Annotated in this window: 20 protein-coding genes; 14 read left to right on the top strand and 6 right to left on the bottom strand. The window is 40.5% G+C overall.

Annotated elements, in window-relative coordinates; translation table 11 throughout:
• Positions 1 to 40: 40 nt before the first annotated feature.
• Positions 41 to 1,594 (top strand): M81 family metallopeptidase, encoded by a 1,554-nt coding sequence (locus D1013_RS03515; RefSeq protein WP_121850581.1) that lies wholly within the window; start codon positions 41 to 43, stop codon positions 1,592 to 1,594.
• Positions 1,595 to 1,700: 106 nt separating this feature from the next.
• On the opposite strand, the gene D1013_RS03510 is transcribed toward D1013_RS03515, so the two are convergent.
• Together D1013_RS03510 and D1013_RS03505 are read right to left on the bottom strand one after the other, a co-directional pair.
• Positions 1,701 to 2,942 carry a BamG family beta-barrel-assembly machinery protein gene (locus D1013_RS03510; protein WP_121847568.1) on the bottom strand — a complete coding sequence of 414 codons (1,242 nt, stop codon included), beginning with the start codon at positions 2,940 to 2,942 and terminating at the stop codon, positions 1,701 to 1,703.
• Entirely contained in the window at positions 2,935 to 4,251 is a 1,317-nt protein-coding gene (locus D1013_RS03505) for a DUF4270 family protein (protein ID WP_121847567.1), read from the bottom strand. The genes D1013_RS03510 and D1013_RS03505 overlap by 8 nt, the downstream gene beginning before the upstream one ends.
• Before the next feature lie 227 nt (positions 4,252 to 4,478).
• Between D1013_RS03505 and D1013_RS03500 the strand changes: the two genes are divergently transcribed.
• The 9 genes from D1013_RS03500 (at position 4,479) to D1013_RS03460 (ending at position 11,709) form a co-directional block, all read left to right on the top strand.
• Positions 4,479 to 5,468, top strand: a complete 990-nt coding sequence (locus D1013_RS03500; RefSeq protein WP_121847566.1) for a Kelch repeat-containing protein — start codon at positions 4,479 to 4,481, stop codon at positions 5,466 to 5,468.
• Positions 5,452 to 5,847: a DUF4907 domain-containing protein gene (locus tag D1013_RS03495; RefSeq protein WP_121847565.1), complete on the top strand. Its 396-nt coding sequence runs from the start codon at positions 5,452 to 5,454 to the stop codon at positions 5,845 to 5,847. Before D1013_RS03500 ends, D1013_RS03495 begins: the two co-directional genes overlap by 17 nt.
• Complete coding sequence (locus D1013_RS03490; protein ID WP_121847564.1) at positions 5,847 to 6,869, top strand: sensor histidine kinase; 1,023 nt, start codon at positions 5,847 to 5,849, stop codon at positions 6,867 to 6,869. The genes D1013_RS03495 and D1013_RS03490 overlap by 1 nt, the downstream gene beginning before the upstream one ends.
• Before the next feature lie 5 nt (positions 6,870 to 6,874).
• Positions 6,875 to 7,603, top strand: a complete 729-nt coding sequence (locus D1013_RS03485) for a LytR/AlgR family response regulator transcription factor (protein WP_121847563.1) — start codon at positions 6,875 to 6,877, stop codon at positions 7,601 to 7,603.
• Between the two features lie 203 nt (positions 7,604 to 7,806).
• Positions 7,807 to 8,505 (top strand): response regulator transcription factor, encoded by a 699-nt coding sequence (locus D1013_RS03480; RefSeq protein ID WP_121847562.1) that lies wholly within the window; start codon positions 7,807 to 7,809, stop codon positions 8,503 to 8,505.
• Positions 8,502 to 9,875, top strand: coding sequence for a HAMP domain-containing sensor histidine kinase (locus D1013_RS03475; protein ID WP_121847561.1), 1,374 nt, complete (start codon positions 8,502 to 8,504; stop codon positions 9,873 to 9,875). The genes D1013_RS03480 and D1013_RS03475 overlap by 4 nt, the downstream gene beginning before the upstream one ends.
• Positions 9,876 to 9,972: 97 nt before the next feature.
• Positions 9,973 to 10,476, top strand: coding sequence for a hypothetical protein (locus D1013_RS03470; protein WP_121847560.1), 504 nt, complete (start codon positions 9,973 to 9,975; stop codon positions 10,474 to 10,476).
• A gap of 5 nt (positions 10,477 to 10,481) precedes the next feature.
• Positions 10,482 to 10,958, top strand: a complete 477-nt coding sequence (locus D1013_RS03465; protein WP_121847559.1) for a hypothetical protein — start codon at positions 10,482 to 10,484, stop codon at positions 10,956 to 10,958.
• Complete coding sequence (locus D1013_RS03460; RefSeq protein WP_121847558.1) at positions 10,942 to 11,709, top strand: YoaK family protein; 768 nt, start codon at positions 10,942 to 10,944, stop codon at positions 11,707 to 11,709. The genes D1013_RS03465 and D1013_RS03460 overlap by 17 nt, the downstream gene beginning before the upstream one ends.
• A gap of 101 nt (positions 11,710 to 11,810) precedes the next feature.
• Here D1013_RS03460 and D1013_RS03455 read toward each other — a convergent pair whose 3' ends face one another.
• From D1013_RS03455 to D1013_RS03440, 4 genes are all read right to left on the bottom strand, one after another.
• The gene (locus D1013_RS03455) at positions 11,811 to 12,287 is read right to left on the bottom strand and encodes a DUF4625 domain-containing protein (RefSeq protein ID WP_121847557.1); all 477 of its coding nucleotides are present in this window, start codon (positions 12,285 to 12,287) and stop codon (positions 11,811 to 11,813) included.
• Positions 12,288 to 12,343: 56 nt separating this feature from the next.
• A complete protein-coding gene (locus D1013_RS03450; protein WP_121847556.1) occupies positions 12,344 to 13,120 on the bottom strand; it encodes a DUF4625 domain-containing protein in 777 nt (258 codons plus the stop codon).
• 37 nt (positions 13,121 to 13,157) lie between these two features.
• Entirely contained in the window at positions 13,158 to 15,527 is a 2,370-nt protein-coding gene (locus D1013_RS03445) for a TonB-dependent receptor (RefSeq protein ID WP_121847555.1), read from the bottom strand.
• A 202-nt stretch (positions 15,528 to 15,729) separates the two neighbouring features.
• Positions 15,730 to 16,038, bottom strand: coding sequence for a hypothetical protein (locus D1013_RS03440; RefSeq protein ID WP_121847554.1), 309 nt, complete (start codon positions 16,036 to 16,038; stop codon positions 15,730 to 15,732).
• A gap of 208 nt (positions 16,039 to 16,246) precedes the next feature.
• Between D1013_RS03440 and D1013_RS03435 the strand changes: the two genes are divergently transcribed.
• From D1013_RS03435 to D1013_RS03420, 4 genes are all read left to right on the top strand, one after another.
• A complete protein-coding gene (locus D1013_RS03435) occupies positions 16,247 to 19,045 on the top strand; it encodes a triple tyrosine motif-containing protein (RefSeq protein WP_121847553.1) in 2,799 nt (932 codons plus the stop codon).
• A gap of 272 nt (positions 19,046 to 19,317) precedes the next feature.
• The gene (locus D1013_RS03430) at positions 19,318 to 22,296 is read left to right on the top strand and encodes a SusC/RagA family TonB-linked outer membrane protein (protein WP_121847552.1); all 2,979 of its coding nucleotides are present in this window, start codon (positions 19,318 to 19,320) and stop codon (positions 22,294 to 22,296) included.
• Positions 22,297 to 22,306: 10 nt separating this feature from the next.
• Positions 22,307 to 23,920 carry a RagB/SusD family nutrient uptake outer membrane protein gene (locus D1013_RS03425; RefSeq protein ID WP_121847551.1) on the top strand — a complete coding sequence of 538 codons (1,614 nt, stop codon included), beginning with the start codon at positions 22,307 to 22,309 and terminating at the stop codon, positions 23,918 to 23,920.
• Positions 23,921 to 23,955: 35 nt separating this feature from the next.
• Positions 23,956 to 26,139, top strand: a complete 2,184-nt coding sequence (locus tag D1013_RS03420; protein ID WP_121847550.1) for a hypothetical protein — start codon at positions 23,956 to 23,958, stop codon at positions 26,137 to 26,139.
• Positions 26,140 to 26,244: the final 105 nt, after the last annotated feature.

Here is a 26,244-nt window from a genome sequence, read left to right as displayed (position 1 = left end):
ACCAATGAGATCAGTAACCACTCAAATAAAACGTACCCTCATGAAGAATAGTTCCCTCGCCTTATTACTCATTCTAATTTTTACCATTGGAACGAATAAGGCCCTTTCGCAAACCAAGAAATTACCAAAGATTGCCATTGCCGGTCTTGCTACCGAGTCGAGTACGTTTTCACCTGCTTTGGCAGCAAGAGATGCTTTTAGAATTAGAAAAGGCAAAGCGGTTTTGGAAACCTATCCGTTTATGGTTCCCGATTCAATGGTAGTATCACGAGCTGAATGGCTACCCGCATTGGTTGCAGGAGCTTCTCCGGGAGGCGCGGTAACACGTGAAGCTTATGAATCGCTTGTTGAAGAAACCCTAGATTCATTAAGAAAAAATGGCCCTTACGATGGCCTATACTATGACATTCATGGTGCCATGAGTGTGGTCGGGCTTGATGACCCCGAAGGTGACATGTTGGTTCGAATTCGGGAAGTAGTCGGCACCGAAACCCTTATATCTACTTCAATGGACCTTCATGGCAACGTTTCATGGCGTCTGGCAAAACATACCGATTTGATAACCTGTTTTCGAATGGCACCGCACGAAGACCGTTGGGAAACCAAAAAAAGAGCCGTAGAAAATCTCCTCGACAGGCTTGAAAACGGTAAGGGCAAGCCCGCCTATAAAGCATGGGTACCCGTACCAATTCTTTTGCCTGGCGAAAAGACGAGTACGAGAGTTGAGCCGGCCAAAAGTTTATATGATAAAATACCCGCGGTAACTGAACAATCGGGTGTAATAGATGCAGCTATTTGGATCGGTTATGCCTGGGCCGATGAGCCAAGAAATCATGGGGTGGTCATGGTTACCGGTGATGACAGACAACAGGTAAGTAGCGCTGCCGAAAAATTGGCCAACAGTTTTTGGGATGTTCGGTCGCAATTCGGTTTTGTGGCCCCGGTAGACTCACTTGCAGGAAGCCTTAAAAAGGCCTTGAAAAGTAAAAAACATCCCTTTTTCATCAGTGATTCTGGAGACAACCCAACGGCAGGTGGTGCCGGTGACGTAACTTGGACGTTGCAGAAATTATTGGAGAGACCTGAATTTAAGCCCAAAAATGGCCCTTCGCTCATTTATGCTTCCATACCAGGGCCAGAACTTTTTCAAGAGGCACAAAAATTGGGCATAGGCCAGGAGATTAGCGGACATGTGGGTGGTAAAATAGATGGTCGCTTCGCCCCTCCCCTTGAAATCAAGGGTACGATTGAAGGTTTGAGCGATCGAGCCACCGTAGTTCGTGTTGGCAGTTTGAGAATCATTGTATCGAGCGATCGTAACCGTAAAACCGGTTTTGATGAATTGGGTTTAGACCCGTTAAAAACAGATATTATCGTGGTTAAAATGGGATATCTAGTGCCCGACCTTTATAACATGAGACAAGATTGGATCATGGCTTTGACCCCTGGCGGTGTTGACCAAGATATAGAGAGTTTAGATTATAAGAGAATCAACAGACCCATGTTTCCTTTCGATACGCACTTGATGCCACCTGACTTAAGTGCTAGGTTGATTCCGGCTTCAGATGAGTTCGTTCCTGAGTCTAAATTCTAATTCTAAAATTCAAACACCCCAAAATGATAGTAATCAACAAACTAATCTTTTGGGGTGTTACAACTACCTAATCAACTAACTGAACTATTTCATGCAGAAAAGACGGTCAATATATTTTTCGCTTTTGAAACCACACATCCCTTAAGCTTAAATTAAGTGTCAACACCTGAAAATTCTCTTCCACCAAAATATTCTGTATTTGACCTTGAGAACCATAACTGTACGATAGATTCAACATCGAGGTATGCCCTTGCCCAATAGGTAGTCCGATACCTGCCGTTAATGCATGACCCGCTATCTTAGAATTATTTACCGACAGATAGCCCGTATCGTAATTATACCCCATTCGATACCTAATCCGGTCAGCATATTTATAGCTATCTTGCTTAGAAACATATTCAGCACCAAATGCAAATATGCTCTGATCTACATAATGACCTAGATTCTCGGTTTGACCGGTCTTACTCCAAAAATTATTCTTGTAATCAAAAGATAAAACAAGCGAGTTAAATGTTTTGACACTAATACCTACCCCTACCTCTAAAGGCAACTTAAAATCGTCGATAGCATCTGAATCATCTGAGTCGACCACGATTTCGGTATCATCAATATTTTTAAGTACCGAACGCTTAAGATTACCTTTTAACGAGGTGGGAAATTGCATGGTACCACCTATGGTAATGTTATCGGTCAAATCGAACTGCATAGCAGTACCCAGGCGTAGACCTGTATAATTGGTCTCTTCCGATAGGTTAAACGAACTTGTGCTGATCTGAAAGCTTTCTTCCTCTTCAACGTTTCCAAACAACAAAGAGGTACTTAAACCGAATCTCAAACCATCGGTTATGCGATAACCTAGATTAAGTCTTAGGTCGCTCAACCCACCGATGCCCCTCACATTACTTTCAAAAACCTCATTGGTACCCTCGATATTGGATTTTATACCTACCAAAGAATATCCTACATCACTATAGGGAACCATGGCAATTCCGGCTCCTAATCCTTCAAAAATTCGAAAGGCCATGGCCAAGTTAGAAAAGTTCAACGTGGTTCTATTTTCTTGGTCCGACCGATTACTGTAGGTATTGTATTGTCCCTTTAAACCTACGTCATATATAAAACTGTTTTCAGGCATAAGGGCAAAGCTTGCGGCATTCAAATTGTTTATCTCACCTTCTTCCCTCAATGCTATACCGCTGTAACCCATTCCGTTGGTTCTACCAATACCTGTTTGGTTGACGACCCCAAGGCCATAGAGAGAATAGGGTGAACTTGTAAGGCCTTCAGACTGGGAGAACACCGTACCAACTACCATTAGTGCCAGAAAAAACAAATTAAACTTATTCATCTTCACCATAAACCGCATAAGTTATTTCGAGGGAGGTTCTCGATTCATTGTTGGAACCATCTGTCAGCACATATCTATCGACCGATGTATTAAAATCATTTGGTATCAATAAAAGAGCTTCCTTTTCATCTCTCATTCCCAATAGCAGTTCTTCGACATAACTACTAATTGGTATCTCATAGTAAATATTATTGAACTCCTCGTCGTTTCGGTTCAGTATTCCTTGTACAGAAGCTATGTCTTCAATTGACAACTGTTCTGTTATATCGTTGTTCTGGTCGACCAAAAAGACCAACAGAGTATCTCTTAACATTAATAGATCATTGTAAGAGGCCACCGTTGGCCTAACCTTCAGAACCGCCCCTAATAAGGTACCTTCGCCGCCAATGTCATGTATTGTTTGTATATGCGGGAATTCTATACGAGTTGCAATGCCGACCCCAGATTGTATATAGCTTTGGTTACCGGTAAGTCGGCTATACCTGTTCTCTTCTTGGCTAGTGAAAGAACGTAAAGCCTCTATAGGTTCTTTCGCTATTATCTCATTAAAGAATGGGGGCGGAGAAGTGGCTTGATTTATCGAAAAATCGATATAATCTTGAACTACATCATTTTCCTCGGCTACGCTGAAAAAAAGTCTCATGCCGCTTCCGCTAAGCGAATAACCCATCACCGGGCCATTATTATTTTCGGCACTAATTCTGAATCCCTTGAAGTATTCTTTCAACTCATCTGAATTGACAATTGATTTACTTTGAAAGTTTTCAAATAACCCAACACCCAAACTATCATTTAACTTAACACTCAATGAATCAGCATCGTTTGGGCGCGGGTAAAAAGAAATAACACCTAAAGACTCGCCTTTGGTCGTTATATTGGAGCTATTGTAAAAACCATCATCGCTAGGAGAGAGCTTCTGAGAAAGCTCTTCAAAGCTTATGGTTAAAGATGTTAGCGTATCGTTATAAAAATACCCGTCGTGTTTTAGGTAGAATACCAAACTATCAAAAACAGCCTCACTATCGATCGTATAACCATCAGGCAAAAGTTCAAGGTAACTTGAGCTCTCCACCACTCCGAAAACAGGATCTTCATAACGGCCGACGAGAATTCGGGTAGTCTCAGAAGTGATGATACTGTCGTATTTAATGGTCGACATTAAAACCGTTGCGGTATCTAATTGAACAACCCTGATATTGCTACTGGTAAAGGTATCGCCTGCCTCAAAATTTGATTCGTTGACCCCTTCGGTACTACAGGCCAATACTATAATGAGAATTAAAAGACTGGCTAAAGAAAGTCTTATCATTCGTTTTATTTTAGGGCTAAAGTAGTTGGCGTGCTTACTTGTAAAAACCCTAATAGATAAACTTGTTTTATTACAAGACCTATCTATGAATATGATCTACCAAAGAGCTATTAATTTTTCGCCGATAAAATCACCTTGTTCGTACCTTAAAAGAAGGGCTTCATCTATTTGAGTTTATTGGGCGGCACATTGAGTTTAGTTTTGACCAAAAATTAAATCTCAATGATATGAACCGTTACGATTTTAAATTTCTTGGTATAACCGTTTTCTGCGGATTGCTTTTTATAGGCTGTTCAAGCGATGACGATGACGATGACCTAGGCAACTGGATAGACCGCTCTGTTTTTGACGGAAGCCCTAGAAGTAGTGTATCGGGTTTCACCATTGACAACATCGGCTACGTAGGTGTGGGCTATGATGGTGATGATTACTTGAATTCATTTTGGGCCTATAATATTGATGGAGACTATTGGTCACAGAAAGCCGATTTTCCTGGTAGTGCAAGAAATGCGGCTGTTGGGTTCGATGTAGACGGCAAAGGCTATATAGGGTCAGGGTATGACGGACTTAACGAACTAAATGATTTTTATAGTTATGAACCTAGCAGCAATACTTGGCAGCAAATAGCATCATTACCTAACAGTTCGCGAAGAAGTGCTATAGCTTTTGGTATCAACGGCTTCGGTTATTTCGGCACCGGCTTCGATGGCGACAACGATCGTAAAGATTTTTGGAAATATAACCCAAACACTGACAGCTGGTCTGAATTGGTCGGTTTTGGTGGCGACAAAAGGCGAGAAGCGGTCACTTTTACCATAGGAGACAAAGTATATTTAGGCACTGGAGTTTCCAATGGAATATATCTTGATGATTTTTGGGAATTTGATTCGGCCAGCGAAAGCTGGACGAAAAAATTAGACCTTGACGAGGAAGATGACTACAGCATCGTACGGAGTAACGCTGTTGCATTTGCCCTGAACGGATATGGCTATATCGCCTGTGGGGCTTCAAGTGGAGCGCTCGGCACCGTTTGGGAATACAACCCAACGAACGACACTTGGGAAATGAAGACCAGCTTTGAAGGCACAACTCGGCAAGATGCCATTGCCTTCTCAAACGGATCACGGGCATTGGTCGGCCTAGGCCGCTCAGGCACCTTATATCTTGACGACCTAGACGAATTCTTTCCTTTTGAAGAATATGATGATGAAGATTAGCCGAACATTCCTAAATACTGTTCTGCACCATTGGAAAGCTATTGCGCTATTGACATTAGTAACAGTGGCTCTATTTCTAACTGTCGATTATTTAGTTCCGGCCAAAAAAAACAACAATACTTCCAAACAACTAAAGACGGAAACGATTGCGGTTGGCGATGGCTATGGTTATCAAGTTTGGTATGGTGAAGACGTTTTGATAAGGCAAGAGAATATTCCGGGTCTACAGGGTCATGTCACCTTTCAAAATGTAAACGATGCCTTAAGGGTAGGCGACCTAATCGTGCACAGACTGAATCACGGTAAGAATCCGGAAATCACGCTAAGAGATCTTGAAAACTTAGAGGTAACAACCCCCAATCTTGTGGCAAATCAATAATGGCTTTAGAAAAATTCTCTATCAAGTCAATATTAGCGCATGTGGCCGTTTGGGGTTGCTTTACGCTCTTTCTTTTATACCCTAGCATTACCGAAGGAAGGCGGACCCCTAGCGATATACCGGCAAAACTGTGCCTAACCATTGCCCTGTTTTATGTCAATTACTTTTTACTGGTTCCCCATTTCTTGCTAAAGAAAAAAACATTTCTCTACATATCGCTTTCCATATTGCTATTGTTCATAACCACATATGTTTCAGAAACTTTTTTCAGGCCCCAGTTCATTGACCACCTACCAAGAATACCGCGCGGTCCGAAACCAGAGGGTTTTAGACAGCCTTTAATTTTCATTTTGCTCTTCTGTGTTCCTTTTGTGGTAAGCACCATTTTAAAAGTATATGGAGAATGGAAAAGCAATGATGATTTAAGAAAAGTTACTGAAAAGGAAAAAATCAATTCAGAACTACAGTTTTTGAAAACACAGCTGAACCCCCATTTTTTATTCAATTCCCTTAATACCATCTATTCGCTATCGGTCAAGAATTCTTCCGATACATCGGAAGCAATTCTCAACATTTCTGAATTGATGCGCTATATGCTGTATGAGGCCAACCGCGAAAAAGTGCCCTTAGAAAAAGAAATCAATTACCTTAAAAATTACGTTCAATTACAACGATTACGATTACCGGAAGGCGAGAGTGTAAAACTAAAAATCAATGGCGATACGTACGGTAAACTAATAGCCCCCCTACTCTTCATAGCTTTTATAGAAAATGCTTTCAAGTACGGTACCGATTTTCAAGGCAACACTGATATAGAAATAAACCTTGAGATAAAAGAAAAGTCTATAAGCTTATATGTAGCTAACATAATCGGGGCGTATGTCGGGAAGGAAGGTAGTTCTGGAGTAGGCATTGAAAATGTTAAAAATAGGCTGAAGCTTCTTTACCCCAAAACCCATGAACTAACTATCGAAGATGATGGAAAATATTATAGAGTTCACTTATTTCTTAATTTGAATTAGTTAGCATGAAATGTATTATTATCGATGACGAGCCCTTGGCCGTAGATGTTTTAAAAGACTATTGTAACAAAGTTGACTTTTTAGAGCTTGAAGGTACTTTTACCAACCCTTTAGATTCTATACCGGTCATCAAGAGAACCAACATCGACCTCATTTTTTGTGATATTGAAATGCCACAAATGAACGGTATCGATTTTATCGACTCTCTAGAAAACAGGCCCTTATTTATTTTCACCACGGCCTACCCTCATTATGCCGTTGATGGCTTTGAACTCAACGCCGTTGACTACTTGGTAAAACCAATTAGATATGGGCGATTTGTCAAAGCGGTATCTCGGGCGCAAGGCCTGATCAGCAAACGCGAAGAAGCAAACGATGCCCATATATTCTCTTCAAGTGGCAGCTTTGAAAACACCGATAACTTCATTTTCGTGAAGGCTGAATATGAGAATATCAAAATAAAGATTGACAGTATTAAATATGTGCAAGGCCTCAAAGACTACTTAAAAATTCATATTGATACCTGTAATAAACCTATACTGACCTTAATGAGTTTTAAAGAACTCTACGAGCGATTACCCCAAAATCAGTTTGAAAGGGCCCATAAATCGTTTCTTATCAATGTGAACCACATTGGTTCAATACAAAGAAACCGTGTGGTTATTGATGATATACGAATACCTATCGGTGAAAGCTACAAGGCCAACTTTCTGTCAAGACTGGGCCTGCGGTAAGCACATTATAAAACTAAAAAATTGAACGGTAGTAAATAACGGGTAAGACAAGCATTACGCTTCCATTGTAAGTTTTAAGAAAACTTTCTCAAGTCCGTTCCAGCAAGACAGAAAAACCGCATATTTTAATGAAATTTTAATCATCTCACCCCTATAAATTAAGGGGTTAGGCTTTAATTTTGCTCATTTTACCCTCAAGGCCTATGAGCACCATATTATTGATTGAAGATGAACAGAAAGTTGCCGATATAATAAAAAAAGGCCTTGAAGAAGATGGGTATGCCGTGGTTCATGAAACCGATGGAAGAAAGGGTATTGAAACCTTAGGAAAAACATCGGCCAACTTAGTAATTCTTGACATACTGTTACCGGGCATGAACGGCCTTGATGTTTGTAAAAAAATTCGTGAATTGGGTTACAACGAAATACCCATTCTCATGCTTACTGCCCTGGGTAGTGTTGAAAATGTAGTTTTAGGCCTTGATAACGGTGCCGACGACTATTTGGCAAAACCTTTCAAACTAATAGAACTAAAGGCAAGGCTCAGAACCCTGCTAAGAAGAACCGACCTTTTAGACAATGCCAAATTCAAGAATGGCGACCATTACTCTTTTAACGATATTCATATTGATGACTACACTAAAACCGTAACAAGAGATAACAAGACCATTAATTTGACCTCGACCGAATATCGCCTGTTGCTTATGTTTATGAAGAATCCTAACAAGGTACTTACCCGAACCGATCTCTTGGACGAAGTTTGGGGAATCAATTTCGATATAGGCACAAATGTAGTCGATGTTTATGTCAATTATATTCGAAAAAAGTTGGAGGTAGACGGTCTACCTAGGGTAATACATACCGTCGTGGGTATGGGTTATGCTTTAAAAGACTATAGATGAAAATTCATTACAGAATCATTTATCTGTTGATTTCGGTGTTCTTTCTGTACACCCTACTCTTCTGTGGCTTCATCTATTATTCCATCTCCAATTATTCATTCACCGATTTTTATAAGCGACTTGAGATCAGGGCTGCCACGACAGCAAAAATTCAGCTTGACAATCCGGATGATGCTTCTATCATAATGGAAATGAGGCAAGAATATCTAGAGAAGTTACCCCATCAAAAAGAATACTTATATCCGGTTGAAACCTTGACCGCCCAAGCCACTGATGATACCCTCAAGTTTTCAAAAGACTTCGTCGAAAAGCTTATTGAAGATGGCGCGGGCAGTTACAGAGATGGAAGTATTTTTTATTCAGGTATTCGATACAAAACCATCAAGGGCAAAGACTATATCGTCATTGTTTCGGCTGAAAATTACTTTTTTTCGCACCACATAGCCTACTTGAGAAGTTTGTTGGTTACGTCTTTATTGTACGCCCTTTTACTTATCGCCCTAGTGAGCATGCTTATTTCACGAACCTTGGTACGACCAGTCCAGAACATTATCAGTGAAGTAAAAAAAGTAAGTTCCGAAAATCTGCATCTAAGGCTGCAACCGCCCAAATCAAAAGACTCCATTCGAAAACTGGCATTGACATTTAATGATTTGCTCAACAGATTGGAGACAACTTTCGAAACTCAAAAGAACTTTGTGAGCAATGCATCGCATGAGTTGAACACCCCACTAACGACCATTATCGGCGAGGCCGATTATGCCCTGTCTAAAGAGCGAGACAGCGAGGAATACAAAAAATCGTTGGGAAACATTCTCGGTGAAGCCGAAAAGCTTGAACAAAAGACCAAGGCCCTATTGTTACTGGCACAAACCGGTTTTGATGGAAAATCGCAAAAACTGGTAAGGCTACGCTCCGACCAGCTTATATTAGATGTGAAGGAAACAGTTCAAAAGCTCAACTCAAAATTCAAGGTTTGCCTTGACTTTAGTTTACTGCCAGAGAATCATGAAAAATTAAAAATTCGGGGTAATTTTCATCTGCTGCACTTGGCACTCACCAATATAGTGGTCAATGGCTGTAAATATTCTAACGGAGAACCGGTGTATGTAGCCTTAGGTGCATCTGACACACATGTGCTTATCATCATAAAAGATTCTGGAATCGGAATTCCGAAAAATGAAATGCCCTATATCTACGACCCCTATTTCAGGGCCTCAAATACAACGGACTTTGCAGGCTATGGTATTGGTCTACCACTAAGCAGAAACATCGTACTGCTTCATGAGGGAACGATAAAAGTATCATCGGTAGAAAATGAGGGTACGACGGTCAAGATCAATATTCCGATATGGAACCAGCCACTTTAATGTCATTCTAATGTGAGCTTAGAATTTTAAGCATTTTCTAATGCGGTTCTAAATTTCGCTTAATGGCTTCCATGGTAGATTTGAGAAAAATTAAATCATGGAAGCAAAAAAAATTCTCATCCCAACCGATTTCACGACTCAATCCTTAGAGTTGGTACAACAAACTCTTGAGGCATCTTCTGACCGTCCATTGCAAATTGTTCTGGTACATGGTTGCTACCCTTCCCTCTCGATAACCGATATGTTGTTCTTTTCAAAGACAAGAATTATCAATCAGTTACAGTCTGAAGATTTTGTAGAAGCTTGTAAAGTTTTGAAAAACAAATATGATTCTAAGTTAAACTCGCTGACGGTAGATATCATTACTTCCAATAACGAGTCTTATTTCAAGAATTATCTGGAAGGCAATAAGATTACCCATACCATCGTACCCAACGAAGGGTTTTTGAACTTTAAAAAAGTTCAAGGAATCGATACCATCGCTCTTCTCAAAAATTGTGGTCTGCCCTGCCAGATAGTCAATTTTGAAAATCAGACCGAAAACCTCAACAATTACAGCAAGCGGTCTTTGGCCAATGTGCTATTGTCGAACTTAAAGTAAAACAAATGAAATTATGGCCCATATATTCCTTTTTTGGCCTTTTGCTCTTTTTGAGTATTGGGGCCATAACCAAAGAACAAAGTACAGAGACCTTAATTTTGGGGGACTGGAAGGAGGTTTCATGGAAATACGAAAAGGTTAACCACGATAATAAAATTGCATTTGACATTAATGATTACCAAAAGGAAGAAATCTGCAAAAACCTAATCATTCACGAGGCCGAAACCTGGAGGTTCTCACCAAATAAAAAGTTAGAGTTTCTTGAGAACGGTAAAATCAAGGAAGATTTAAAGTGGAACATTAAAGGTCGAGGGCATGTTTTAGAACTAAAACACCAAAATTCAATCATTGAAGATTATCAAGTGGTCGATGTAACACGAGACGAACTGATAGTGCAATTCAATTTTGATTTGCAAATAAGGGGTATCGTACGAATGACTTTTAAAAGAATACCAAATAAACAATATGCTCAGAAAATTTAGTAACTATAGAAACTTTGCCGACAATGTACGTTTGGGTGGGTTAACGGCCTTTACAGCTGGTATGGTCAACGTTATTTCGGTAATTGTTTTCTTTTCGTTTACCAGTAACGTAACCGGACACTATGCCATATTGGCCCAAGAAATTGCCAAAGGCAACTGGTATCAAGGTGCTGTAGTACTTATATGGATATTTTTATTCTTCGCCGGTAATTTTGTGTCGAATTGCTTGGTAATACATAACAATACCCCTACCGGCCGTTACCTTGCACATGCCGTACCCGTGTTTTTAGAAATGGCCTGTCTTATGTTCGTTGGCTTTTACCTTCAATATTTTTATACGGAAAGCCTACAGGAAACCGAAATATTGGTAGCCGCACTTTTATTTGCCATGGGCCTACAGAACGGTCTGGTGGCGAGTATATCTAATGCAAAGGTAAAAACGACCCACCTTACCGGACTTACGACCGATTTGGGTATTATTTTCTCTATGTTTACCAAAAAGGAATATAGAAATGACAAGGCGCTGATACAAAAGGCTCAACTGCTGTTGACCATTATGTTATCGTATATGTCGGGAGGTGTCGTTTCTGGCTTGCTTTACTACAGGGTAGAAAATGCGACATTTCTCGTAATCGGGTTGATTCTTTGTGTGGTTCTTCTGTATGATTTCTCAAAATTACAGGTGACCAAATTTGTTCAAAAGAGAAGATGGCAAGAGCGTAGACTGGCCCTTGGTGGCAGAAAGACCTAAATAAAAAGTTTTGTGATAGTTGTGTAGTTCAACTTGGATGCCTTGGTCGGTATCTGTTCAATCAAAGCCGACGATAACGTCGGCTTTGTCTTTTTCCAACATTACTCAACTATTTTAATATCTACAGAGGTACGTGCCTGCCAACCGGTAACATCTGTAACCGAATAGGCACAGTGGTAATCTCCCGTATCAACATCGTTGGGTATCTCGATTACTAAATTGATTTCATACGAGGTCAAACCTTCTTCAAGGGAATAGTTCTCCATAAAAATCATGGGGTTTTCAGAAGCCTTTATGGCATTTAGCTCGCAACTGGATCCTTGGTCGTCATGTGTATGATGGTCAAAATTGTGGTGAATGTTCAAACTATAGGATGCAAGTTCAAGATTATCGGCAGCGGCGGCCCTAAAGGTGTAAGTCTCGCCTCTTTTTAACTCTTCACACGATTGTGGAAACCCTGAGTTTAGACTAATAGTGGGTTTTTGCTCATCGATATCGCTGTCTTCGTCACTAGAACATGAAGCCATCAGTAAAACCGCCAGCGGCATAAAATAAAAAGCTCTTTTCATTAATTTCATAGTACAATTTTTTAATGATGTTGCGCGGCCTGGGCCGCGCAACAATACTTAGTTTATTAAGATGCGGTCACATCAATATGGGTGTCATACTCATAAGTGTTTCCTTCCTCATCTTCTATACTAAAGAGAATATGATATTCGCCAGCAGGGGCTGTAGCTGGCACATCGATATGTTCGTGAAATTCTACTTCACTTTGTTCATGATACTTTTCGCTATAGGATTGTTCAAAATCCCACTCGACTTCACCTTCACCTACTTCAAGACCGTGGGCATGAACATCGACGGTCACATCATGAATTCCATTTAAGGCGGCTATCATGAACTCCACATGAAAATCTTCTCCCCTAACGACACTCTCATCCATATCAAAACCACTTATAGAAATCGGATCTAAAATTTCAATATGCCCTTCTGCTTCGGTGCTATTACCAAGTTCATCGGTAACAGTCAATAAAATGTGATATTCGCCTGCCGGAATATCGGAAGGAATATCGATATGCTCATGAAATGTCGGGTTGATAACCAAATAGTCGGCATCAGTATATGTCTGCTCAAAGTCCCATTCAACCTCACCTTCACCTACTTCAAGATTATGTGCATGAATGTCTATTGAAATACTACTTACGGTTGCTTCGGCAGTAATTTCAGCTTCCAAGTGAATGTCTGAACCCTTATAGGCAACCTGCTCAGTTGAATGTTCGCTTCCCTCCCCATATTCAAAATTTGAAATGGTAGGGGCAGATAATTGAATGTCACCATCATCATCGCTACAAGATTGAAATACTAAGCCTACAAGGGTAAAGAGTACTAATAATTTAAAATTTGATTTCATTTTTTGTTTGTTTTTTGGTGTTTTACTTTTTTAGTTTTTAAAATGGAAAGGTCAATGAGACCGATAAATTTCTACCAGCCTCTGGCACATCTATGAGCCTGTAAAAACTGGTATGGTCATAGTACTCCGTATGGAATACATTATTGAGCTTCACCCTAATTTGGGCCGGCGGTAATTGCTCAAATAGCCGCACACCTGCCATTGCTGAAAGATGTAATACCTGATACCCCTCGGTTTCCTCCTCAGGCGGCACAATATCATCTTGTCTGGCGGTTACCCTTAAGTCAGCACTGAATACCGGTTTGTTTAGCAACCAGATATTTTCGAACTCATAGTTTAAAGAGAACAATGCTGAAAGGGGGGGCGAAAATGGCAACGTAAAGTTCTTTTTGGGGCCACTGGTCTGTCTTGAATAGACATACTCTAGAGAGGCATCTGCATGAAAAGAACTGGTTATATCAACTCCTGCTCGCAATTCACCTCCGAACCTGAACACTTTACTCTGTACATATTCATAAACTTGTAAAGTCTCGTAGTAATCGGAAGTAGGGTTTAGATAAATAAAATTCTCAAAGAAGTTAACAAACGGACTGGCCCCTAAATAATAACCTTTGCCCCTGTGGTCTACATCTGCATCTATCTGGTACGACTGTTCAGGATTCAAATCTATATTTCCCCTCTCGTATCTATACATGTGATAGTTGACACCATCGGAAGCAAGTTCATTAGGCAAAGGCATTCTAAAGCTCTTGCCCATATTGACTTTGTAGGTAGTCTTGTTTCTTAGATAACTTATACCTACAGAACCATTGACATTCTGAAATGTCAAGTTCTTATTTTGGGCTCTTTGAAGAAACACATTGGAAACGGTGCCGTCGGAATTCGCTATGCGAGATTGGAACCAATCGGTGTAACTTTCCGTTTGCATTAGTCCCCAGTCATATCGCAATCCTCCTTGAATGTGAAAATTATCACTAACCCTGTAGTGGTCGAAAGCGAAAGCCCCGGCCGAATAGCGCTTATACTCCGGTATCAAAAAACCCCAACCTCCTATATTATTGTTCTGAAGCTCGGTATTGATGCCAAAGACCATATCATGGGCCGAATTGGGCCTAAAAGTAGTTTTTGCATTTGCCGATAGTGTATTTTTTGTAAACACACGCTCCTTACTATCAGTAGGCTTTGGCATGTATCCATGAGGTACGGGTTCTGAGTGCTCTTCTCTTTGATTGTTTTGAAAACCGACATCTACCCGCACGGTATGCTCATCCAAAAAGAAAGTAGTGTTATTTGTCACTTTAAAGTGATTGACCTTGTGATAAGGTAGGTCTACGTCTCTGTTAGATTCATCATAGTCTATAGAAGACGTTCTCACTTCTAGACCATGGGCATTGGCGAAAAATCCGTTTTTGGCATTCACATTACTAATAAACGTCTCAGACTTCATTTTGCCACCAACATACCCCACACTCACACTAGCGTTCGCTTCAGTGCCTGCCGTATTGCGCAGATTATTTTCATGCAAATCGAAAATGTAGCTCTCGTACCTGATTCTATCTGTGGGCACTTTATAGTCCGCATAGTCTCTATATGTCAGTCTTCCTCGGTAATACCAATCTTGCTTTCTAGCTTGGGCACCTGCAGATACCCCGAAAAGGTCATTATTGGTTTCTCCTAAAAGGTTTACTTCACCTTCAAAAGAACCCACTTCAGGAATTTTTGGAGGCTCAATATCGACCACTCCCGCTATAGCATCTGACCCATACAATAAAGAGGCCGGGCCTTTGATAATCTGTATGTTATCAATACCGTACTGGTCAATTTCAAGGCCATGGTCATTGCCCCATTGCTGTGCCTCGTGCTTAATACCGTTCTGAACGACACTTACCCTATTAAAACCCAGCCCTCTTATAACAGGTTTAGATTGCCCTGACCCAATGGTAATCGTACTGACTCCAGGCACTTTCTTCAAGGTTTGCATAAGGCTATTTTCCCTATTGCTTTCGAGAAAGTCTTCAGAAATAGCTACCGATATGGTTGAAAGTTCTTGGGCCTTTCTTCGGTCAGTCTTGGCTATTAATTCTACCTCTTCAAGACTCGTCACTTTTTCCTTCATTAAAATGGTCAAAGGCATCGAATCGTCATCTACATCAATTGTAACAATCTGATTGCCATACCCCACATGGGTCACTTTAATCTGATGTGAACCAAGTGGAACATTCTGAAGGAAAAACTTTCCATTTCTATCGGAAACAGCGTTAAAAGAAGCATTAAGAATGTTGACATCCTTTAATGGTTTTAAGGTAATGGCGTCTAGAACGGCACCCTCAACCGTGAAGGTGTTCTGGCCATAGGCTAAAGTGCATACACCTAAAAGAAGGCATACACGCAATATTTTAAAAATCATGCGAATTACGGGAACTATAAGTTTTGATATACGTTGCCAAGAATGGCTTTTCAAAAACCTGTAAAGAAATAATGCAGTCTAGTCAAGGTTCAATTACCTATAGAATTATCTAAAGGTTATAACCTAGACTTAGTCAACGAGACAGTATCCCACATAGAAGTGGTCACGCAATCATTGAAAGCAGAATAAAATACAGGTAAACTTATAGGGTGAATGGAGGAGGCCTGGAGAAAAGCTGATTAGAGTCAAGGTTTCTGTTGCTAATAAATGCGTAAAGAACCTTGACCTCGTCATTTGTAATACCCTCAAGATTTTTGAGAGTTACACTAACTAGATCTGGCGTTAATGCCGGAATCAAATTATGGGCCGTCGTATGATCACAAACGGCGCATTGAAGTGCGTGGTCATTATCATCGGAATGCGACAAAACGTGTAGGCCTGCCATTTTCACAGAAAGAAAAAGCAGCAACAACAAGTATGAGATACAATTTTTAAGTCTTCCGTTGACCATATTGCTCGCAAACTTACTAAAACAAACCAAAAAGCATGTTAATATAGTCTTAAGGTGAGATGTTAAAATTGAATGGCATTCGCTCGATTCATTTTTATATTTGAAATAACATAGTTAAGTTTTACCGATAGTATCGTTGATAATTATAGTAAATGTCACTGAATCCCTTATTGATTTTTATGGTCAACAATAAACTAAAAATAAAAAGTTGAGATTACTACTTGCTCTCTTTATTGTAACCGTTCACTTTAGCCTCTTTGCCCAAGAGTTGCCCCCTATTCAAAATTTCACACCCAAAGATTATAATGGTGAATATCAGAACTGGGCCATCTCCCAATCGATAACGAAAAAGATATACGTTGCCAACCACAGCACGCTCTTGGAGTTTGATGGAAGCAAATGGTACAATTACAAACTCCCCAATCCGTCAATAATAAGATCTGTAAAAGTCTCTGGTGAAAAAATCTATACCGGTTCTTATAGAGAGTTCGGCTTTTGGACTAAAGATGTGACGGGCGAACTACAGTACACCTCACTTTCCGAAAAATTAAAAGACCCACTCTCGGAAGATGAAGAATTTTGGGATATTCTTATCATGGACAATTGGGTCATCTTTCTTTCTTTAGACCGCCTCTATATTTACGACCAACAAGACCAAAGCTTTAAAATAATAGAAGCGAACTCGGCCAAGGCAAAACTTCATTTGGTAAACAACAAGGTTTATTTCCAAAAAATAGGGGAAGGTTTGTTTACCATTGAGAATGGAGAACCCGTACTTGTCAACAACCATGAAATTTTGGCCAACCAGCCGCTTATAGGCATATACCAAAGAAAAAATCAACTACTCATATTGACCGAAGAAGGTAAGTTTTATCAGCATGATTCAGAAGCTCTTACCACTTGGCCAACAGATATGGATACCATTAATGCAAAACTTTACAACAGCCTTCGTTTGAGCGATGGTAGCTTTATGTTGGGCAGTATCTCGAACGGTCTCTACCACCTTTCGCCGGAGGGCATTCTTATCAGGAACATCAACCAGGCCAAAGGCCTAAATAACAATACCGTTCTCTCATTGTTTGAAGATTTTGAAGGCAATCTTTGGCTGGGGTTAGATAATGGCGTGAGCGTTCTTAATCTGAACTCTCCTTTTAGCGAATATGTCGACAAATTAGGTAATATAGGTTTGGTATATTCGGCTCTCAACCATGATGGATTTTTGTATTTAGGAACCAATCAGGGCCTCTTTTTTAGGAAAATCGATTCAACTGAAAATTTTAAGCTAATCCCCGGAACGGAAGGCCAAGTTTGGAATCTTCAGGTCATAGACCAAACCATCTTTTGCGGGCATAATAGCGGAACCTTCGTAATTAAGAATAATAGAGCGTCTTTGATTTCCAGTTTTCCTGGTACGTGGCGACTTCATCCTTTAGGAAAATCCGGTAAACTCATTTTGCAAGGCAACCATAATGGCCTCAGCATCTTAGAAAAGAAAGGTGATTCATGGGCTTTACGAAATGTAATCGAAGACTTCTCAATCTCCAGTCGGTTTTTTGAAGTGATTGATTCTGTAAATATTATCATTAACCATGAACAGAAAGGGCTGTACCATCTTACCTTAGATTCGGCAATGCAGCGGGTAGAAGAACTTAAGAATAAAGAACCTCTAAATCATAGCTCTAACTTATTCAGATTCAAAGAACAGTTATTTTACAAGACATTCACTGGTATCTATACTGTAGACAATCATCTAGAAAATGTAGTTATCGACAGTGCTTTGACAGACATGATCTTTACAAAGGATGAAGCGCCGATAAGTATAATTATACCTGACTCAGTTGACCAAAAACTATGGTTTTTCACCAAAAACGGGGTTAAGTATATTACTCAAAGTACACTAAGCGGTAAGCTTAGCACTACCAATATTTCTATGCCCACCAGTCTAACTAGCAATCTTGGCGTATCGGGCTTTGAGAATATATCAAGAGTTAAAAACGATAGATATCTTATCGGTAGTTCAAACGGGTATGTATCTCTTAATTTAAACAAGGTTTCATCTCAAGACCATCAGATAGTAATCAATCATATCGGTTTTGGAGATTACACCAAAATAGCTTCCAAGGCTTCTCTTGAAGAATCTGGGAAATTCGAGCATACAAATAATAATATAACGTTTGACTATAGTGTACCTGAGTACGACAAGTACACCGAAGTGCGCTACCAGTATAACCTAAGTGGTATTTATGACGAGTGGAGCGAATGGTCTAACAATTCCGAAATAACATTCACCAATTTACCCTTCGGCGATTACTCCTTTAATGTACGCGCCAAAGTAGGTAATGAGCTAACAAAGAACATGGCCTCCTACAACTTTAAAGTATTAAGGCCTTGGTTTCTTTCCAATTGGGCTCTATTAATTTATCTTCTTTTAATCATACTGCTATTCGTGGTCATTCACAGAATTTATAAACTTTATTATAAAAAGAAGCAAGAATCGCTCATAGTAAAGAACGAGAAAGAACTTGAGCGAAGAAAACTTCAAGAAAAAGAGCGCATAGCCCAACTGATGAACGAGAAACTTCAAGATGAAATTGAAAACAAGAACCGTGAGTTGGCGATTTCGACAATGAGTATTCTGAAAAAGAATAAATTCTTGTTCCACATCAAATCAAAACTAAACAGTGTATCCGAGAAGGATAGAAACATCAAATCGGTCATTAAAGACATTGACAAAAATATAAATAGCGAAGATGATTGGAAATTCTTCGAAGATGCCTTTAACAATGCAGACAAAGACTTTCTAAGGAGAATAAAACAGAAACATGAAGGTCTTACCAATAACGATTTGAGATTATGCGCTTACCTACGATTGAACCTATCCTCTAAAGAAATAGCCCCGTTAATCAATATCTCTGTCAAGAGTGTTGAAATGAAACGCTATCGCCTTCGAAAAAAATTCAATCTTCCTCATCAAGACAATCTTACCGACTATATTTTGAATTTTTAAAACTCTACCTCTCAGTTCATTTACTCTACAGTACCACATTATACCTCTACATTAACTCTACTTTGCTAGTATTGTTTACAAAAAGAGTCATATTCCCTAGTATTCAACAAAAGCCCAAACTATTTGTAAATCCGCATAATTTGAGGTGCTAAAGTAAATAATATTCATTTTTAAACCCTTTATTTTAATAATGTAGATTTTATATAGAGGTCTCTTCTTTGTTAAGAATTCGTTAAGCCCTTTACTTTACCATCAAACAAAATCGCTCTAGAATGAGATATGGCATTACAATGTTGATGGTACTGTTTTGTACCTATTTTGGTTTTTCCCAAACGAAAACTATTACCGGAACGGTTTCCGATACCTCAGGCCCCATACCTGGGGTCAATGTCTTGGTCAAAGGCACTACGAATGGGGTCGTAACAGATTTTGATGGAGAATTCACCCTTATGAACGTACCTGACGATGCTGTTTTGGTATTCAGTTATCTCGGTTATAAAACACAAGAAGTACCCGTTGCCGGTCAAGAGAATCTGAATATTAACTTAGAAGAAGATACTCAAGCTTTAGAAGAGGTAATCGTAGTTGGTTATGGTACACAAAAGAAAAGCAATGTGGTCGGGTCGGTCACCAGTGTTGATGTTGAAGAGTCTACTACAGTACCCACTACCAACGTCTCTGAAATGCTAAGGGGCCGGGCTGCAGGTGTTCAAGTCAATTTGGGCGACGCCAGACCTGGTGGCGCTTCCAATATTGTAATTCGTGGTAATGTTTCGGTAGCACCAAATGGCAACTCACCCTTAATTATCGTTGACGGATTGCCTTTTGATAACCTTAATGACGTGGCACCCGACGATATCGCCAATATTGAAATACTAAAAGATGCCTCTTCGACGGCCATCTACGGCTCAAGAGCGTCTAACGGGGTTATTTTGGTCACTACCAAAACGGGTAAGGTAGGTAAGGCTACCATAGATTATCACGGCTACACCACTATACAAACATTAACCAAAAACTTCAATCAATACGATGGCCAACAGTTTATCGACCTAAGAAGGGAGGCAAATCGCAATCGTTTTACGGGTGCTTATCTCAATGATGAAAATATCTTCTCCCCATTTGAGTTAGAGGCCATCCAAAATCGCAATTTTGTCGATTGGGAAGATTTGGTCTTAAATGACGCCGTAATACAGAGCCATGCCCTCAGTTTTTCTGCCGGTAGTGAAAAAACGAAAGTTTTTTCGAGTTTAAATTATTTTAGTCAAGAAGGTATCATTCCGAATTCTGGTTTTGACAGAGGTACCTTCAAACTTAATATTGAACAGCAACTGAACGATAAATTACTGTTCAGGGGGATTATCAACTACCAAAACGCGAAACAAAATAGGGAAACAGGTGGGCTAAACTTTACAACCATTACTCCTCTAGCGAAGCCCTTCGACGAAAACGGTGAACTGATAAAGTTTTACCTAGGTTCCGCCAATACGGCCGTCAACCCATTATGGGATCAAAGGGAATCAACTGATGAGACCAAAATCAATTTAACGGACATCAACCTGAGTTTGGTCTACAACTTCACTCCTAACCTCAGCTATACTTTAAAAACCTTCTTAAGAAATAGAAACACGAACCAAGGGGTCTATCGCACTTCTTTACACTCCGCCGGCGACGAGGGTAATGATGGGCTTGGGGTGCTATCGAACACACTTTTCAAACAGGTTTTGGTAGAAAACATCGTCAACTACGAACCTCAATTAAATGAAAATCACAGCTTGAATATTACTGCTGTGCAGGCCTTTGACGAACAAAGTAACGAATATACCCAAATCGATAAATCAGGTTTTACCAATGACGCCCTGGGATACAATGGCAATGCCACTACCCTACTCAACAACCCTAGGGATGTTTCGCAACGGAGACTTCTTTCTTTTTTAGGAAGGGTTCGCTACGGATATCTTGACAAATACCTTTTGGAAGCCACCGCCAGGGCAGATGGGGCTTCGGTTTTCGCCGAAAATAACAAATGGGGTTTCTTCCCGGCAGTATCCCTAGCTTGGAAAATGCACAACGAAACCTTTCTCCAGGATATAAGTGCCATCAATGAAATGAAACTAAGGGTCAGCTATGGTGCGACAGGTAATCAGGGAATCAATCCTTTGGAATCGTTAGGTGTGGCAGACGACCGACCCTATGTCTTCGGAGACCAAACCGTGGCCGGGGCTACAGCTTCATCGCGACTGCCCAATCCTGACCTCAAATGGGAAACAACGACTACCCTAAATACGGGGCTAGACTTTAGGCTTTTTGACAACTTGTTCGAGGGTACTTTCGAATACTACAAGGCTAATACGACCGATTTACTCCTCGACCGATCTATTGCCGGCACCACCGGTTTTAATGTGATACGGTTTAACGTGGGCGAGTTGGAAAATCAAGGTATAGAAGCATCACTTACATCCCATTTCATAAGGACAGAAAATTTCAGATGGTCTTTAGGCCTTGTTTTTTCGAGAAACCAGAATGAGGTCATATCGCTCACAGGTGAACTTGATGACAATGGTAACCAGATAGATATTACCGATAGCTCTGGCCGACGCCTTTCGATTGGCCAATCGATCAATAATATATGGTTACCACAGTACGATGGTATTTATCAAGAAGGTGATGATATTGCCAGTTCAGGCAACCCATTGGCCCAACCCGGAGATGTAAGGGTAGTGGATCAAGACGGTAATGGCCAAATTGATGATAGAGATAATGTATTCACCAATACCGATCCGGATTGGTACGGGTCTATCACTAATACCTTTAGCTATAAGAATTTTGACCTCTTTGCGGATATCTATATGGTTCAAGGTGCCACTCGATTAAATCCCGTTTTGGCCAACGGAGAACTTTGGAAAGGGGCCATCAATGGTATACGGGCAAAATATTACACCCCTGAATACCCATCGACCGATTATCCAAGACCCAAACCCGATACGCACCTGCATCTCTATTCTTTTGCGGTTCGCGATGCCTCTTATGTGAGGTTAAGAACCTTGTCTTTGGGTTATAACATTCCGCAAAAGACATTTTCAAAAATGGGCATACGCCAAAGCAGGGTCTATTTGACCGGAACCAACTTGCTCACATTTACAGACTTTAGAAGTTATAGCCCTGAGCAAACTCCCTTAAACAACAATGATCAAAATGCCTCGGCATTCCCGGAGACCAGAAACATTACGGTAGGTGTCAAACTCGGATTTTAATAAAATTGATATGAAAAATATAAACGTTTATTTACTGAACAAAAGGTGGTTTACACTGCTGCTGACCCTTGTATTATTTTCTTCTTGTGAGGATGATTTTCTTGGGGATAAGTTACGCTCAGACACCTCTGTTGACTTTCTTTACTCTACCCCTGAAGGTTTGGAGTCGGCCGTTGTAGGCCTTTATAGCCTCAACCGCGAAATCTATCAAGACTTGAGCCTTAATGGTACCTATCCATTAATATTGCAGGCAAAGGGAGATTTAGGAGTTGGTATTACCGGTGAAGTCTCTCTATACAGCAGGCTACTTTGGGGCGCTAGTTTAGGCGATTATGGCACCACCTCGGGCATAAATGCTCATTGGGTACACCACTACAGAATTGTGGATCGTTGTAACGCCATTATCAAGAGTGCTGAAACTATCACCGATTTAGAGGTTGGAAGAAAAAACCAAATTCTGGCGGAGGCCAAGGCTATGAGGGCCAATTCTTATTTTACGCTTTACAGGCTGTTCAACAATATTTTCATTACCACAGAACCAACAACCCCTGAGAACGCGTTTGATGTTCCACAAGACAAATCATCTGTTGAAGAAATTTTCGCTTTGCTTAGGTCCGATTTGGATTTTGCCATCGAAAACCTTGATTACAACCCTGAACAGTTTGGAAGATGGGGACAAGGGGCAGCAAGACACCTTCGTGCCAAAGTGGCCATGTGGGAAGAAGATTGGACGGAAGCTGCAGCACAAACCGATGCAATAATTACTAGCGGCAATCACGCTTTAGTGGCAACCGAAGATGTATTTGCCGATGAATTGAACCATTCAGAAACCCTTTTAGCTATCAATTTTGAAAGGGAAACTATTGGGGGTGGCAACCCTCATATAATGAATTGGAACATGATTTCTGCTTACTCAGATGCCCCCGGTCTTATTCAATCGGTAGAAAATGGTGGTGCCGGTGCCGGCTTCATTTCTTTGAACCAGTACACCATCGACCTATTGAATGAAGACCCTAACGATAACAGAAAGAACAACACCTATTACATTTTTGAATACGCCTACAATGATGAGCCAGGTATACCGGCAGGCAAACAAATAGGTGAACCGCTCGACCTTTATGAAAATAGCGATACCGACCAAAATGAGTTCATGCTTTACTACAGAAGACAGAACCCAGGTATTCTAAAATTCTTTGACGAAAACGTTGAGCCTACCGATCGTAACCATTTTAAGAACATCATGATTTATCGCTCGGCAGAAACTTATCTGATAGGTGCCGAAGCACATATGATGCTCAACAATACCAGTAAGGCACTTGAATATATCAATGCAGTTAGAGAAAGAGCCAATACCGAACCGATAGCATCTATCGATTTAGAAACAATTTTAGAAGAAAGGGCTCGTGAATTGGCTTTTGAGGGACAAAGGTGGTTTACACTTAAAAGAACTGGAAAATTGTTCGAATACCTTTCCGATCATATGAACAATGACAATATGAACGAATCGTACCCGGAAGGAAATCCTAAAACCCTACTGAGGGAATACATGAAGAACTGGCCAATTCCTCAACAACAAATGGATCTTTTGGGGCCCAGCTATCCTCAAAACGATGGTTATAATTAATCGATTATCCAAAAGCACATTTAAAAAATTAAACAATGAAGAAGTTTAGAAACAATCGCAAGCAAGTTGGCACCCGACTTCCCGTTATTTCGTTACTAGTTGCTTTCGGGTTTGTAGTTACTTTGATATCCTGCGAGCAAGAAGACGATACGCCACCACCCTCTGCATACGTAGCTCCAGAACCACAACCAGAACCTGAACCGGGTTCTGATTGCACGTTCTCAACAATGACCCCAGAAATTGCTGAAGGCATCGATTTTGAATGTGGCGGACCTGAGGTTACCTTTTTTGGCGAAAAGGATGGTTCTTTTACCCTAGAATATGTTGAAAATCCAGATTCTTCAGGTATCAATACATCAAAAAAAGTGGTACAATACGACCAGACAGATGGGGTCGAACCTTGGGCCGGCTTCTTCTTTGATTTGGCCAGTAAGGTTGATTTCTCGGTCAATCAGACCGTAAACGTTAAGGTATATGCTCCTACCGCAGATCAAATAGTATTATTGAAGTTTGAAGATAGTACCGATGGCTCTATATCCAAAGAAGTTCAAACCACCACAACCGTCGCCAATGAGTGGGAAGAGTTGTCTTTTGTATTTTCACCCAGTGATTCAGACAAGTTTGACAGACTTGTATTGTTCTTTGATTTTAATGGGGAAAAAAGTGCGCCTTCTACCCATTATTTCGATGATATTACAATGACCGAAGGAGGCGAGGTCGAAGAACCCGAAGAAAGCTCGGAACCAACGACTCCCGCTGCAGACCCGACCGTAGACCCTATGGAAGTGATTTCGTTATTTAGCGATTTATATGACGATGTAATGGTTGATACTTGGCGTACCGATTGGTCAGATGCCACCTTGGAAGAACTTGCTATTAACGATAATACCGTCAAAAAATATAGTGCACTTAGCTTTGTTGGCATTGAAACGGTGACCAACCAGATTGACGCTACCGATATGACACATTTTCATACCGATATTTGGACAGGAGATGCCACGGAGTTAAGAATAAAATTGGTAGACTTTGGGACCGATGGAGCTTTTGATGGCGGTGATGATACCGAACACGAGCTTATCATTGAAAATCTCACCCAAAAAGAGTGGATGTCAATCGATTTACCGTTGAGCGATTTTACAGGTTTAACCACAAAGGCCAACATTTCGCAGTTGATATATGTGGGCGCACCATCAAAACAAAATACCGTTTACATAGACAATGTTTACTTTTACAATGAAGCCGGAGTGTCTAATCAGCCCATAATGGGTGCCCCAGTACCGACCTCAGACGAAAGTAATGTGATTTCTATTTTCAGTGATACATTTACCAATGTAGCTGGTACCGATTTCAATCCACCTTGGGGTCAGTCAACCGTTGTTTCACAAGTTGATGTTGCCGGTAATAACACCCTAAAGTATGAAAATCTAAACTATCAGGGCACTCAGTTTGAATCGTCAATAGACGTATCGGCAATGACCATGCTGCACATTGATTATTGGACGTCCGATTCGTCGGAATTAAATGGTTATCTCATTAGTCCCGGGCCTGCTGAAACACCTTACTCCTTTGACATCACGAATGGTGAATGGGTCAGTGTTGACATTCCCCTAACCGTATTTTCTGGGGTTGTAGACTTATCAGAGGTCATTCAGTTAAAATTTGATGGTAATGGTACCATCTTCTTTGATAACATTTATTTCTACAATCCACCTATTACCGAACCTACAACAGCTGCAGTAGAACCCACCCTACCCAATGGCGATGTTATTTCACTGTTCAGTGGTACTTATAGTAACGTACCTGTAGATACTTGGAGGACCGATTGGTCGGTCGCTACCCTTGAAGATATTCTGGTTGGGGGTAACGATGTTAAGAAGTATAGTGGTCTGGATTTTGTTGGTATAGAAACGGTCAACAACCAAATAGACGCTTCCGACATGACGCATTTTCATACCGATGTATGGACTGCCGATGCTACGGAGATTAGAATAAAATTGGTAGACTTCGGGGCCAATGGTGCTTACGATGGCGCGGGAGACGACGTTGAACATGAAATAACGATTGCAAATCCTGAGCAAAACACATGGCTTTCGTTAGATATTCCCTTATCAGATTTTACGGGATTGACCACCAAAGCCAATATTGCCCAACTCATATACGTTGGAAGACCGGCCGCAAACTCGACCATTTTTATTGACAACGTATATTTTCACAAATAGTCTCTTTATAAAAAACTACCATGACAAGTTGGTAGGTTGCAGTTAGTTAAATCAAAGGAAAGGCCCCGGTCATGGTCCGGGGCAATTTCCGAAGTTAATTTGCTA

The sequence above is a fragment of the Euzebyella marina genome (genome assembly GCF_003687485.1).
GTDB classification, from domain to species: Bacteria; Bacteroidota; Bacteroidia; order Flavobacteriales; family Flavobacteriaceae; genus Euzebyella; species Euzebyella marina.
This window is presented reverse-complemented; position numbering and strand designations above follow the sequence as displayed.